This is a genomic window from Phreatobacter sp. (genome assembly GCF_052440005.1).
Classification (GTDB): Bacteria; Pseudomonadota; Alphaproteobacteria; order Rhizobiales; family Phreatobacteraceae; genus Phreatobacter.
Genome location: NZ_JBQVQL010000118.1, coordinates 1 through 11,901, shown reverse-complemented (window position 1 = coordinate 11,901; position 11,901 = coordinate 1). Strand labels below are relative to the sequence as shown.

Below are 11,901 nucleotides of genomic sequence, written 5' to 3'. Positions count from 1 at the left end.
GATCGAACGCAGCCAGGACCGCGTCGCGACGCTGTCGGACCGCGCGGTGGCGGCTTTGGAGCGGCGCACCGAACTGCGCCGCCAGGGCTTCTCGACCCTGTCGGACCGCCTCTCGCGCTCGCTCGGCGTCTATGCGAGGACCCAGTCGGACGGCATCGGGCGCGCCCGTGACCGGCTTCAGGCGCTGCACGCCCGCGCTCCGCGCGCCCTCGCACTCGTCCTCGGCCGTGGCAGCGAGCGACTGGAGGGAGCGGCGAAGCTCCTCGCCGCGCTCTCCTACCAGGGCGTTCTGGCCCGCGGCTTTGCCCTCGTCCGTGACGCCGAGGGCCGGCCGCTGCGGTCGGCGGCCGCCGTTACGCCCGGAACGGCGCTCGCCATCGAATTCGCCGACGGCCGCGTCGGCGCCACCGCGGGGGGCGAGGCGCCGCCCCCCGCACCGAAGACAGCCAGGGCTGCCGAGCCCAAGGCCCGCAAGGGCGGGGAAGAGCAGGGAAGCCTGTTCTAGGCGTCCCGCGGCTCCGCTTCAGCGCCCGTCCATCAGCTGGGTCGCCCGGGCTGTCGTTGCGGCCACCGCAGCGGGGGTGTAGACCATTCCCATGTGGTCGATGCCGGCGAGGACATCCACCGGGATCCGGTTATTGACCGCGCCGATGGCCGCCGGATAGGCGCCGGCGACGAAGAGGGCATCATCGGCACCGATCATCACGACGGTCGGCCGGGCGATGGATGCGACGGTTGGCTGCCAGTCCCGCGGAAGCATCAGGCTGGCGAGGAGGCGGTGCGAATAGATCCGCGCACGCTTGCCCGTCGCAGCAGGCGGCACGGCGTAGGCGATGACCGGCAGGCCGTCGAGAGCCGAGATGCCGAGGCGGTTGAGGATCGTCAGCACCGCGATCCGCGGGATCGATACGTGGGTCCAGCCTCCCGTGTCCGGCCGGCTCGTCGGGCCGCTGCTCGACAGGATGGGCGCACTCGCGATGATCCCGGCGAAGCGCGAGGCGAGGGGGCTGCCGGCCACCCGGAGCACGAAGGCGCCGCCGAGAGAGTGGCCGAAGAGCAGCAGCTTCTCCTGCGGATGGCGCGCCGAGACGAAGGCCACGAGGTCCGCGAGGTCGTTCTCGGACTGCCCGCGATAAGCAAGATCCCCGAGGGTGCCGCTCTCGCCGTGCCCCCGCAGGTCCAGGGCGTAGGTCGCGATTCCCGCCGCGGCGAAGCCGCTCGAGACGCCGTGCACGGCCACCGATACGCCGCTGGAACCGTGGATCGCGATGGCGACGCCCTTGCCGGGTTCCCCCGGGTAGAACCGGTAGGCGAGCTGCGCGCCGTCGCGCGCGGGGAAGCGCTCGTAGGGCGGCACGGGCGCCCCGCTGCCCAGCCGCTGGTCGGCTGCCGACATGGACTCGAGCTGCGGCGGCTCCTTGACGCCGGACATGGCAAGCACGAGGGCGAGAGCGGCGACGAGGGCGGCTGCGAGCGAGAGAGCGGTGATCAGGGCGAGCTTCATGAGGGTCTCCGGAGCGACAGCCGGTTGCCTAGGGCGGCCCCGGCTCCTAGTCTCTCGGTCCTTCGCGAACGGTTCGATTTCTTCGCCAATGACATCCCCTCAGGCAGCCCGGTCGACGCGCTCGACCTCCACCGGACGGTCTCACCTGGCCCTGCGGCTGGCAGGTGCGAGCCTCCTGCTCGGCGTGCTCGGCCCCTTCGGCACCTATCTCGGCATGCCGCTGCCGATCCGCCTGCTGCACTTTTCCGCCAACGTGCTGGTCATCGGCGCCCTGATCGTCCTCGGCAACATGGCCCTGCGCCGTTTCGTCTTCGCAGGTGAGGCCCCACTCTGGGCCGCCCTCGGCGTGGCGCTTGCTGCGGCCCTTCCCGGCGCCGTCGTGGTCCAGTGGCACCTGTCCTTGCTGGCGCCTGCGAGCCTGGCCTTCGTCACCTTCACCGAGCTCATTGCCCAGACGGCGGTCGTCAACCTCCTGATCGGTGCGGCGGGCTGGTTCCTGGAGCGGCGGATGCGGACCGGTGTCGCCACCCGGTCCATCGGGGGAAGCCACTCCCGGCCTGAAGCTCCGTCTTCGCCCCCGACACCCGCCCCGGTCGTCGCGCAGCCGGACAACCCGTTCGACGCCCGCCTGCCGTTCCGCCTGCGGGGGGCGCTGATCCTGTCGCTGAGCGCCGAGGATCACTACCTCCGCGTCCGGACGGCGCGCGGCGAAGCGCTAATCCTCTGCGCGCTGTCGGAGGCGATCGGACTTCTCGGCGACACGGCGGGGCTGCGGGTCCACCGCTCTCATTGGGTGTCGTGGACGGCCCTTGCTTTGCCGGAAACCCGGCTCGGGCGCGTCGGGCTCCACGTCGCCGAGGCGGGCGATCTGCCTGTCAGCCGTCGCGGACGCCGGCTTCTGGCGGAGGCCGGCGTCGCCTGAGCGATGGTCACGGGCGGCGGCGGTGGACCGCTGACGGATCCTACTGCAGCGTCTGCGTGGCGATCCAGGTCTTCACCGCCCTGAGCGCATCATGCGGCGTTTCCGCGAGCCCGAGGGCCGATTTCCACACGGTGAGCTGTCCGTCGGCGCTGGTGCCGCGCACGCAGATGTCGAGGCAGCGGGCGAGGTCCTCGGCGCAGCCGAGCGCTTCCGCGTCCTCCTCCAGCAGGGTCACGGTCTCCTGCACCAGATCGGCGATGGAGACGGTGGTGCGGCGCTCCTCGTCGACGAAGGAGCCGTGGATGCCGTAGCGCTGTGCTCGCCACTTGTTCTCCTGCGCCACGGCCCGCGACAGCGGCGAGAGGTCCGAGCGGAAATCCGGGTGGCGGATGAGGTAGCGCACCATGGATCGGTAGAGAGCGGCGATGGCCAGCGAATCGTCGAGGCTGGTGCAGGAATCGGGCGCCCGAAGCTCCAGGGTCGGAAAGCGCCGCGAGGGCCTGACCGCCCACCAGACATAGCTCGAATCCTCGATGACCCGCGCCTCCACCAGCAGCGCGACATAGTCGTCGTACTCCGCCTGCGTCTTGAACATCTCGGGCAGGCCCGTGCGCGGCAACTCGTCATAGGCCGCGAGGCGGTAGCCCATCAGCCCGGTCGCCCGCGACTGCCAGAATGGCGAGGAGGTCGACAGGGCGATGATCAGCGGGATGGTCGGCATCAGCCGGCCCATCACGTCGATGCGCCGCGACAGGTCGTCGAACTCGGCATGGACATGCAGGCCGCAGACGATGTTGCGCTGGCCGATCATCTGCAGGTCGTGCATCACGCTGTCGTAGCGCGGCGCGTCGCTGGCGCGCTGCGTCGCCCACATGGCGGTGGGATGGGTGCCGGAGGCGAGAATGGCGAGGCCGTGCTTCGCCGCGACCTCGCCCAGCATGCCCCGCATGGCCTGCAGCTCGTTCCGGGCGGCGGTGGCGCTGTTGTGGACCGAGCTCGTCAGCTCGATCTGCGACTGCAGCATCTCGCTGCCGACCCGGTCGCCGAGCCTGACCTTGGCGGCATCGAGGAAGCCCTGCGGCATGCGGCGCATCACGGCCTTGGTCTCGGCATCCACGACGAAGAATTCTTCCTCGATGCCGAAGCGGCGGGTGTCCGACATGTTCGTCTCCATGAATGGACGTCAGAAATCGAATGGACGTCAGGATTTATGCTTGGAGCGGGCCGGAAAGCGGCCGCTCGCCGGCGCGCCCCTCCCAGTCCGGGGCGGCGTCCGGTGCGCCAGAAGGCTGGCGCGTCGCGGGGCGAAAATGTGGCCCGATCCGGTCACGGATCGCCACGATTTCGTAACGTATTGAAAGATGGCGTGAACTTAAATTCGTTGACTTCGGGCCCGTCCGGCGTCCTCGCCGGCAGCGTGCCGGCGTCAGCGCCAGTCGCCGAGGCTGGCCTGCACCACCGAGAGAGCGGCGACCGCCGCCGTGTCGGCCCGGAGGATTCGCGGTCCGAGCGACAGGGCGAGGGTCCGCGGGCGCCTGGCGATGAAAGCGCGCTCCTCCTCGGAAAAGCCGCCTTCCGGTCCGATGAGCACGGCGATTCCATCTCCCACCGCCCCGTTGGCCCGCAGGGCCTCGACGGGATTGGCGATGACGGCGTCCTCGTCGCAGAAGACGAGGAGCCGGTCCGGGGGCATGGCGGCCAGTGCGCTGGTAAGGGGTTGTGCGTCATCGCATCCGGCAACCGTCAGGATGCCGCATTGTTCCGCGGCCTCCACGGCGTTCGCCCGCATCCGCTCGAGGTTCACACGGGAGGCCTGGGTATGGCGGGTGATGACCGGGACCAGGCGCGCGACGCCCATTTCTACCGCCTTTTGAACCATATAGTCGAGGCGGGCGTGCTTCAGGGGGGCGAAGAGCAGCCAGAGGTCGCAGGCGTCCGGCTGCGGCCTGAGGCGCTCCTCGACCGTGAGCGACAGCGACCTCTTGCCGCTGCGCCTCAGCCGCGCGGCCCATTCGCCGTTCGCCCCGTCGAAGGCGGCGATGCGCGTCCCGTCGTCCAGCCGCATGACGTTGAGGAGATAATTGGTCTGGTCGGCGTCGCAGGCGAGAACCGCGCCCTCGGCGAGGGGACCGGCCACGAAAAGCCGTATCGCCTTGAAATCATAGGCCGCCATGTCGCGTGTTTCCTCCTCGGCCGGGCCGGCGGCCCGGCATGGGCTGCGCGCCGGCGGTGGAGGAAGACCCGTCCCGACCGTCGGTCACATTGCCACGATGCTGACCGATTGATATGTAACCAAGCGATTTCACTCAACCTCGCTCGCTCTGCGGACGTGTTCAGGGGCCGAACGATGTACCGTCCTTACGCGATGAAGACTGCCCTGGCAGCCCTGGCTCTCACCGCCGTCGTGGCGGGCGGCGAGGTGCGCGCCAACGAGATCTGCCAGGCCGAGTTCCAGCCGCTGATCACGGCGCACCAGGAAGTCATGAAGCAGACCCAGGCGGCGATCCCGCGCGGCCGTCCATCGAGCTTCGAGCAGGCCAAGGCCAATGCCCAGCGCGCCTGCGCCGCGCTCACCACGGCCCAGGCCTCGTTCCGCCGGCTTCAGCAGTGGATGACCACGAACGCCGAATTCTGCCGCTTGCCCGAGCAGATCATGAATGACGTCAACACCGGCGTCGCCAACATCACCCGCAACCGCACCCAGGCCTGCAACGGCGTCGCCCAGCTCGAGCGCCAGCGTCGCCAGGCGGAGGCCGGTGGCGGCAATCCCTTCGCGCCCAATGCGGGCCGCCGCCCGCAGCTCGACCTGCGCACCCCCGGCGCGCTCTGATCCGGCGATGACCGCCGCGGACGGACGCGTCGCCGACGCCGTTCGGGGCTCCTGGGTCGACACCCACGCGCCCCTCGCCTGGCGGCCCTATCTGAGGCTCGCCCGCGCCGACCGTCCGATCGGCTCCTGGCTCCTGCTCCTCCCCTGCTGGTGGTCGGCGGCCTTCGCCGCGCTCGCGGCGGGCCAGCCCCTGCCGAACCTCTGGCACATGCTGCTCTTCGCCGTCGGCGCCGTGGCGATGCGCGGCGCGGGTTGCACCTACAACGACCTCGTCGACCGCGACATCGACGCCCTCGTCGAGCGCACCCGCTCCCGGCCGCTGCCCTCCGGCCAGGTCACCAGCCGTCAGGCCAAGATCTTCCTCGCCGCGCAGATCGGGCTCGGCGCTTGCGTGTTGCTGGCGCTCTGGCAGCCCTTCGCCTGGGCGGTCGGCATCGCCTCGCTGGCGGTGGTCGCCATCTACCCCTTCATGAAGCGCATCACCTCGTGGCCGCAGTCGGTGCTCGGCCTCGCCTTCTCATGGGGCGCGCTGATGGGCTGGGCGGCGGCCTTCGGCCGGCTCGACGCTCCCGCGCTCCTGCTCTACGCCGGCTCCATCCTCTGGGTGATCGGCTACGACACGATCTACGCGCACCAGGACCGCGAGGACGACGCCATCGTCGGTGTCAGATCGACGGCGCTGCTCTTCGGCGAGAAAACTCCGCTCTACCTGTCGCTGTTCTATGTCGCGGCGGTGGCGCTCTTCGGCGCGGCGCTGTGGAGCCTCGCGGCCCCACCGCTCGCCTGGCTCGGCCTCGCCCTCTTCGCCGCCCACCTCGCCTGGCAGGTCCGCTCGCTCGACATAGCCGATCCCGACCTCTGCCTCCGCCTGTTCAAGTCGAACCGCGACGCGGGGCTCCTTTTCCTCGCCGGGCTGATGGCGGCTGCGCTCCTTCGCGCCCTCAGCTGACCTTGCCGTGCAGGGACCCGACGATCTCCGCCACCACAGCGTCGGCGGGGTCGCCGGAGGCCGACAGGCCGGCGATCACGCCCTCCACGTCGGCGGACGGGCGGTTCTGACTCATCTTCAGCTTGGCGTCGAAGGACGACACCGCGAACTGCATGCCGACGATCGCCCGCATCTGCATGGCGAGGAAATCGTCCGGCGCGTCGCTCATCGCCCACGGATGGTCGCGTCCGGCCTCGTGGCGGTCGGTCAGGTCGGCAAGGTTCTGCCGCAGGAAATCCGGCTCCGCCGGCCAGGTCACCCGGCCGCGCACATGGACGCTGGCATAGTTCCACGTCGGGACGACCTTGGCCGTCTCCTTCTTCGTCGCATACCACGATGGCGTCACGTAGGCCTGCGGCCCGCTGAAGACGAGCAGGGCTTCAGACCCCGCTTCCGTGTTCTGCCAGTGCGGATTGGCCCTGGCGATATGGCCGAAGAAGGCGGCGCCGCCCTCGCCGTCCTGCTTCAGGATCACCGGCAGGTGCGTGGCGAACAGGCCGTCGCGGCCGTGGGTCACCAGGAGAGCGAAGGGGTGGGCCCGGCAGAAGGCCATGACCTCGGCCTCCTCGCCCATCCGGAACAGGGGCGGCACGTACATCGCGGAACCCTCGGGGCGGAACGAGAACGGCCGGGACGATAGGGTCATCGTCCCGGCCGGTCCAATCAACGGTGCTCATGGGGCGCATGTGCCCCGATGATCAGGCGGCGCGCACCTCGGTGACGAAGGCCTTCAGCGCCTGGTCGATGCTGGAGGAGCAGCCGGCGAGGCGGCGGCTCGCCTCGGTGACCTCCGCCGCCGACCGCCCGGTGCCGGCGGCGGCGCCGCTGACGTCCAGGATGGAGCGGCGCGCGAGGTCCGCCTGGCTGTTCGCCTCCGCGATCGCCCGCGAGATCTCGGAGGTCGAGGACTGCTGCTGGTCGACCGCGGCGGCAATGGCCGTGGTGATGTGGTCCATGGAGCCGATGGTCTCGGTGATGACGCCGATGGCCTGGACCGTCGCATTGGTGGCGGCCTGCATGCGGCCGACCTGCGAGGCGATCTCGTCGGTGGCCTTGGCGGTCTGGCCGGCGAGCTGCTTCACCTCCGCGGCGACGACGGCGAAGCCCTTGCCGGCCTCGCCGGCGCGGGCGGCTTCGATCGTGGCGTTGAGGGCGAGCAGGTTGGTCTGTTCGGCGACGGCGTTGATGAGGCTGATGACCTCGCCGATCTTGCGTGCGGCGCCGTCCAGCTCGGCGACCCGCGAGCCGGTCTCGCCGGCTTCCTTCACCGCCCGTCCGGCCACCTCGGAAGAAGCCGACACCTGTCGGCCGATCTCGGTGATGGAGGCCGCGAGCTGATGGGCGGCGCTCGCCACGGCGTTCATGTTGGCGGTCGCCCGGTCCGTGGCGTCGGAGGCGTTGCTCACCCGGCCGGCCATGGCCTCGGAGGTCGAGGTCAGGGTCGCGGCGCTGGTGTCGAGCCCGCTCACCGCGGCGTCCGCATCGGTGATGCGGGCGGCCATGGTCTTTTCGTAGCTGACGATGGCGGCTTCCAGGCGGCGGCCACGGTCGGCGCGGGCCTCGACCTCGGCCAGCCGGTCGGCCTCCGCAGCCTTTGCCTGGCGTGCGTTGTCGCGCAGCACGATCAGGGCGCGGGTCAGGTCACCGATCTCGTCGGCGCGCGTCGGGGCTGCGATGGGGGCGTCGAGGTCGCCTGCGGCCACCCGCTCGAGCGATGCTGTCGCGGCCACCAGCGGCTTCACCGCCCGGCGCACCACGAAGGCGGCGAGCCCGCCGAGCACCACGACGATTGCCAGCAGCGAACCGATCATGCCGTAGAGGGTCTGGCGCGCCTGGGCGTGGAGCTGCTCGGTGGGAATGCCCACGAACAGCACGCCGATCACCTTGCCGGCCGAGTCGAGGATGGGCTGATAGGCGGTGTAGAATGAACGGCCGAACAGCGTCGCCGGACCGTAGTAGGGCTGGCTGGCCTTCAGCGGGGTCTGCGCCGGATGATCGGGGGCGAGCGCCGTGCCGACCGCCCGGTCGCCGTTCTCCTTCTTAACGTTGGTGGTGCGGCGCACGAAGACGCCCCTGTCGTCGGTGACGAAGATGGTGGCGACACCCCCCACCGCCTGGATCGTCCGGTCGACGATGCTGTGGTCCGCGAAGGTGGGCATGGTGCCGGCGCGCATGTCGGAAACCCGCTCTCCGGCGACGGTGAAGCGGCTGTCGGCGTGGTTCGAGGCGAAGAGGACCGCCAGCGTGCGCAGGTTGGTCTGCGCGTCGCGCAGCGCGGTCGCCTCGTTCCGTGATTGGATCAGGGACCAGCCGGCGACGACCGTCACGATCGCGGTGACGGCGAGCAGGAAGATGACGAAACCGACCGACTTGCCGCCGATCTTGAGGCTGGGAATGCGGGCAGACATGGGGGAGCTGTCCTCTGGATTGACTGGTTCCAGAGTAGGCGGCCCCGCGGTTAAAATAGGATCAACATCCCCGCGATGTGGTTCAATTTCGCACGCTCGGGCCGCGAATAGTCGCCGGTCAGGCCCTGTGTAGCATGGCGCGGGCGTCGCGGCTGTCCTGGTCCATCTGGACGATCAACGCGTCGAGGGAGTCAAATTTGGCCTCCGGCCGGATGAAACCTGCGAAGACGATGTCGAGGTCGCGGTCGTAGAGGCTTTCGGCGAGATCGAAGACATGGACCTCCAGCAGAGGCGCGCCGTTGTCGAAGGTCGGGCGGCGGCCGAAGCTCGCGACACCGTCCAGCCAGCGCCCGTCGAGGCCGACCTTGACGGCGTAGATGCCGTGCTTCAGGCCGCAGGCCGGGTCGAGCTTCAGGTTGGCGGTGGGATAGCCCAGCTCCCGTCCGCGCTTCTCGCCGTGGATGACGGTCGAGGTGACGAACCAGGCGTGCCCGAGCTGCGCATTGGCAGCCTCGACCTCACCGGCCGCGAGCGCGTCGCGGATGGCGGATGACGAGATCGTCGTGCCGCCGCTGTCGAGCGCCGCCACCTGCGTCACGCCGAAGCCCTTGGCAGCGCCGGCCTGCCGGAGGGTCTCCGCGCTGCCGGCGCGCCGCGCCCCGTAATGGAAGTCACGGCCGACGACGACGTCGGACGCGCCGAGCCAGTCGACCAGCAAGTCGTCCTCGAAGGCGTCCGCCGACGTCTCCGCGAGGGTGCGGTCGAAGGGGAGGACGGCGAGGGCGTCGATCCCGAGGCCCGCCAGCAGCCGCGCCTTTCCGCTGGCGCTGCTCAGGCGAAACAACGGCACGTCCGGCTGGAAATAGGCGCGCGGATGGGGCTCGAAGGTCATGGCGACGACCGGGCGACCGGCCGCGGCCGCGCGCGTGCGCGCCGCCGCGACCACGTGCTTGTGACCCAGGTGCACGCCGTCGAAATTGCCGATCGCAACGACTGCGCCGCGCAGGGCTGCGGGCACCGCCGTGTCGCGGGCCAGGACCGGAAAGGAGGCGGCCGGCCTTGGCGGCGGCAGGATCAGGGGCATGGTGCGAGCAGGCTTCGACGGGGTGGGCAATGGCGGGGCGGACCCTGCCGACGGCGGCACGGCCCGTCAAGCAGCCTCTTCGGCCTCAGGCCGCCGCCTCCAGCTCCGTGCGCGAGGGAACGCGCACCCAGGCCTCCCCCTCGAGGACCACCGCCGCGTCCACTGCGCATTCGCAGGCGAGCCGCGCCCGCTGGCGCTCCGGGATCAGCTCCGCCACCTCGACATGGACCCGCACCACGTCGCCGATCTTCACCGGCGCCTTGAAGTTCAGGGTCTGCGAGAGATAGACGGCGCCCGGGCCGGGCAGGCGGGTGCCGATCACCGCCGAGATCAGGCTGGCGGTGTAGAGACCGTGGGCGATGCGCTGGCCGAAGCGCGTCTTCGAGGCATAGACGTCGCAGAGGTGGATGGGGTTCTGGTCGCCCGAAATGTCGGCAAAGCCGACGATGTCCTGGTCGGTGACGGTCTTCATGACCAGTTCGGACTGTCCGACGGTCAGATCCTCGTAGGCCAGGGACCGGATGGAGCGGATCGGCATGGGGGGACACCTCCTGCGGGGGGCGCAACCTTCACCACGGTTATGATGCAGCGCAATAGGACAATCTGCTGACGGCGCGGTGGTTCCCCGGTGGGGGGAGAAGTCCCTGTGGGCAAGCGCCGAGGAGCGCTTCCGCGCCATGGAAATGCGAGACGAATCAGCATGCCGCATTGCATTCTCGCGGTGGAGCAACAGCCAGCGGATCACATTCGGCTCAACATGGCCCGACCGGGTTCCTACTTCATCGCACTCTGCATGGTGGCGATCGCCGCATCGGCCTCCGTCCTCGCCTTCACCGTAGCCGCGGTCGAGGCGGGGACGGCCGCGGCCGTCGGGCTGGGCGCGCTCCTCGCCATGGTCATCGGCCATTTCGGCGGCCAGATCGGCGCTGACCGGACCGCGACGGAGGCGCGTCTCGCCGAGCTCACCCGCACGAGCGGTGAGGCCGCGCGCAGCCTCGCCGAGCTGACCCAGCGCATCGAGCGCTTCGAGGCCCTGGCGCTGGAGCGGGCGCGCGCCCTCGCCGATCCCCTGGCCGAGGAGGTCGGCGAGCTCGGCGCCCTCGTCAAGCAGTTCGCCGAAACCCTCGAGATCCATGAGGCCGCGATCCTCCAGGTGACGAGCCCCGTTGCCGCCGTCGCGTCGCAGCCTTCGGTGGCGATGCCCTTGGCCGGGCCCGCCGTCGCCGCGCCTGTCCAGCGCGAGGCGCCGCCCCCGCCGCCGCCCGTCCAGGTGCTGCAGCGGCAGGCCGCCCAGCTTCGCCGCCAGGCCGAGCCGCGCCAGGCGGCCGCCGACCTGCCGGAGATCTTCGAGGGCATGACCCGGGCCGACGCCATCGCCGCGATCGACGAGGCGATCTCGGCCAAGCGCTACGAGCTCTTCCTGCAGCCCATCGTCACCCTGCCGCAGCGCAAGGTGCGCTCCTATCAGGCCTCGGTGCGCCTGCGTACCGCCGAGGGCCAGGTCCTGCTGCCGCATGACTACCGCGCCCTCGCCGACGACGCCGGCCTGATGCCTGGCCTTGACGCGGAGGTGCTCGGCCGCTGCGTGCAGATCGTCCGCCGCCTGACCGCCCGCAACCGCGACGTCGGCCTCGTCTGCGACGTCTCCGGATCGGCCTTGGCGGACGCCGCCTTCGCCACCGAGCTGATCGCCTCGCTGGAGGCCTCGCGCGCCATCGCCGGCTCGCTCGTCCTCGGCTTCACCCAGGCGACCGTGCGCGCCATGAGCGCCCTCGACGTCGAGACCCTTCGCAGCCTCAGCGACAAGGGCTTCCGATTCGCCATGGACGGCGTGCGCGACCTGCGCATCGAGCCGCGCGACCTCGCCGACAAGGGTTTCCGCCTCGTCAAGGTGCCAGCCTCCCTGATGATCGCCCGCTCCGCCGAGACCGGCGCCGCCATCCACGTCGCCGACCTGTCGGGCCTCTTCCTGCGCTACGGCATCGATATCGTGGTGGAGGACGTGGAGACCGAGGCGGTGGTGGTCGACCTTCTCGATTACGACGTGAAGCTCGCCCAGGGCGCTCTGTTCTCGCTGCCGCGTCCGGTGCGGGCCGAGGTCATGTCGTCCGCCGAACCGGCCTCCGCCGCTCCCGCTGCCGCCGCCGCGCCGCCTGCCGCCCGGG

12 protein-coding genes are annotated in these 11,901 nt (G+C 70.5%); 5 read left to right on the top strand and 7 right to left on the bottom strand.

Annotated elements, in window-relative coordinates:
- Window positions 1-505 (top strand): exodeoxyribonuclease VII large subunit (locus tag ACT6XY_RS20585; RefSeq protein WP_444750177.1); only part of this gene is annotated, 505 nt, incomplete at its 5' end.
- An 18-nt stretch (window positions 506-523) separates the two neighbouring features.
- Here the strand turns inward: ACT6XY_RS20585 and ACT6XY_RS20580 are convergent.
- Entirely contained in the window at window positions 524-1,504 is a 981-nt protein-coding gene (locus ACT6XY_RS20580; protein ID WP_444750176.1) for an alpha/beta hydrolase, read from the bottom strand.
- 88 nt (window positions 1,505-1,592) lie between these two features.
- Between ACT6XY_RS20580 and ACT6XY_RS20575 the strand changes: the two genes are divergently transcribed.
- On the top strand, window positions 1,593-2,426 hold the full coding sequence (locus ACT6XY_RS20575; protein ID WP_444750175.1) for a LytTR family DNA-binding domain-containing protein: 834 nt from the start codon (window positions 1,593-1,595) through the stop codon (window positions 2,424-2,426).
- A gap of 40 nt (window positions 2,427-2,466) precedes the next feature.
- Here ACT6XY_RS20575 and ACT6XY_RS20570 read toward each other — a convergent pair whose 3' ends face one another.
- Together ACT6XY_RS20570 and ACT6XY_RS20565 are read right to left on the bottom strand one after the other, a co-directional pair.
- The gene (locus ACT6XY_RS20570) at window positions 2,467-3,588 is read right to left on the bottom strand and encodes a carboxylate-amine ligase (protein WP_444750174.1); all 1,122 of its coding nucleotides are present in this window, start codon (window positions 3,586-3,588) and stop codon (window positions 2,467-2,469) included.
- A gap of 264 nt (window positions 3,589-3,852) precedes the next feature.
- Window positions 3,853-4,599: a 16S rRNA (uracil(1498)-N(3))-methyltransferase gene (locus ACT6XY_RS20565; protein ID WP_444750173.1), complete on the bottom strand. Its 747-nt coding sequence runs from the start codon at window positions 4,597-4,599 to the stop codon at window positions 3,853-3,855.
- 174 nt (window positions 4,600-4,773) lie between these two features.
- Between ACT6XY_RS20565 and ACT6XY_RS20560 the strand changes: the two genes are divergently transcribed.
- Together ACT6XY_RS20560 and ubiA are read left to right on the top strand one after the other, a co-directional pair.
- Window positions 4,774-5,256 carry a hypothetical protein gene (locus ACT6XY_RS20560; protein ID WP_444750172.1) on the top strand — a complete coding sequence of 161 codons (483 nt, stop codon included), beginning with the start codon at window positions 4,774-4,776 and terminating at the stop codon, window positions 5,254-5,256.
- A gap of 7 nt (window positions 5,257-5,263) precedes the next feature.
- Window positions 5,264-6,205, top strand: coding sequence for a 4-hydroxybenzoate octaprenyltransferase (ubiA, locus tag ACT6XY_RS20555; protein ID WP_444750171.1), 942 nt, complete (start codon window positions 5,264-5,266; stop codon window positions 6,203-6,205).
- On the opposite strand, the gene ACT6XY_RS20550 is transcribed toward ubiA, so the two are convergent.
- From ACT6XY_RS20550 to ACT6XY_RS20535, 4 genes are all read right to left on the bottom strand, one after another.
- A complete protein-coding gene (locus ACT6XY_RS20550) occupies window positions 6,198-6,890 on the bottom strand; it encodes an FMN-binding negative transcriptional regulator (protein ID WP_444750170.1) in 693 nt (230 codons plus the stop codon). The genes ubiA and ACT6XY_RS20550 overlap by 8 nt on opposite strands.
- Window positions 6,891-6,942: 52 nt before the next feature.
- Window positions 6,943-8,652 carry a methyl-accepting chemotaxis protein gene (locus ACT6XY_RS20545; protein WP_444750169.1) on the bottom strand — a complete coding sequence of 570 codons (1,710 nt, stop codon included), beginning with the start codon at window positions 8,650-8,652 and terminating at the stop codon, window positions 6,943-6,945.
- Between the two features lie 118 nt (window positions 8,653-8,770).
- On the bottom strand, window positions 8,771-9,736 hold the full coding sequence (locus ACT6XY_RS20540; protein WP_444750168.1) for a bifunctional riboflavin kinase/FAD synthetase: 966 nt from the start codon (window positions 9,734-9,736) through the stop codon (window positions 8,771-8,773).
- An 85-nt stretch (window positions 9,737-9,821) separates the two neighbouring features.
- Window positions 9,822-10,274 carry a MaoC family dehydratase gene (locus ACT6XY_RS20535; RefSeq protein WP_444750167.1) on the bottom strand — a complete coding sequence of 151 codons (453 nt, stop codon included), beginning with the start codon at window positions 10,272-10,274 and terminating at the stop codon, window positions 9,822-9,824.
- A 219-nt stretch (window positions 10,275-10,493) separates the two neighbouring features.
- On the opposite strand from ACT6XY_RS20535, the gene ACT6XY_RS20530 reads away from it, so the two are divergent.
- Window positions 10,494-11,901 (top strand): EAL domain-containing protein (locus ACT6XY_RS20530; RefSeq protein ID WP_444750166.1); only part of this gene is annotated, 1,408 nt, incomplete at its 3' end.

Coding starts and splice junctions, on each gene's coding strand:
- ACT6XY_RS20560 (WP_444750172.1), top strand. CDS start 4,774: ATGTACCGTCCTTACGCGATGAAGACTGCCCTGGCAGCCCTGGCTCTC.
- ACT6XY_RS20570 (WP_444750174.1), bottom strand. CDS start 3,588: ATGTCGGACACCCGCCGCTTCGGCATCGAGGAAGAATTCTTCGTCGTG.
- ubiA (WP_444750171.1), top strand. CDS start 5,264: ATGACCGCCGCGGACGGACGCGTCGCCGACGCCGTTCGGGGCTCCTGG.
- ACT6XY_RS20580 (WP_444750176.1), bottom strand. CDS start 1,504: ATGAAGCTCGCCCTGATCACCGCTCTCTCGCTCGCAGCCGCCCTCGTC.
- ACT6XY_RS20550 (WP_444750170.1), bottom strand. CDS start 6,890: ATGACCCTATCGTCCCGGCCGTTCTCGTTCCGCCCCGAGGGTTCCGCG.
- ACT6XY_RS20545 (WP_444750169.1), bottom strand. CDS start 8,652: ATGTCTGCCCGCATTCCCAGCCTCAAGATCGGCGGCAAGTCGGTCGGT.
- ACT6XY_RS20540 (WP_444750168.1), bottom strand. CDS start 9,736: ATGCCCCTGATCCTGCCGCCGCCAAGGCCGGCCGCCTCCTTTCCGGTC.
- ACT6XY_RS20565 (WP_444750173.1), bottom strand. CDS start 4,599: ATGGCGGCCTATGATTTCAAGGCGATACGGCTTTTCGTGGCCGGTCCC.
- ACT6XY_RS20575 (WP_444750175.1), top strand. CDS start 1,593: ATGACATCCCCTCAGGCAGCCCGGTCGACGCGCTCGACCTCCACCGGA.
- ACT6XY_RS20535 (WP_444750167.1), bottom strand. CDS start 10,274: ATGCCGATCCGCTCCATCCGGTCCCTGGCCTACGAGGATCTGACCGTC.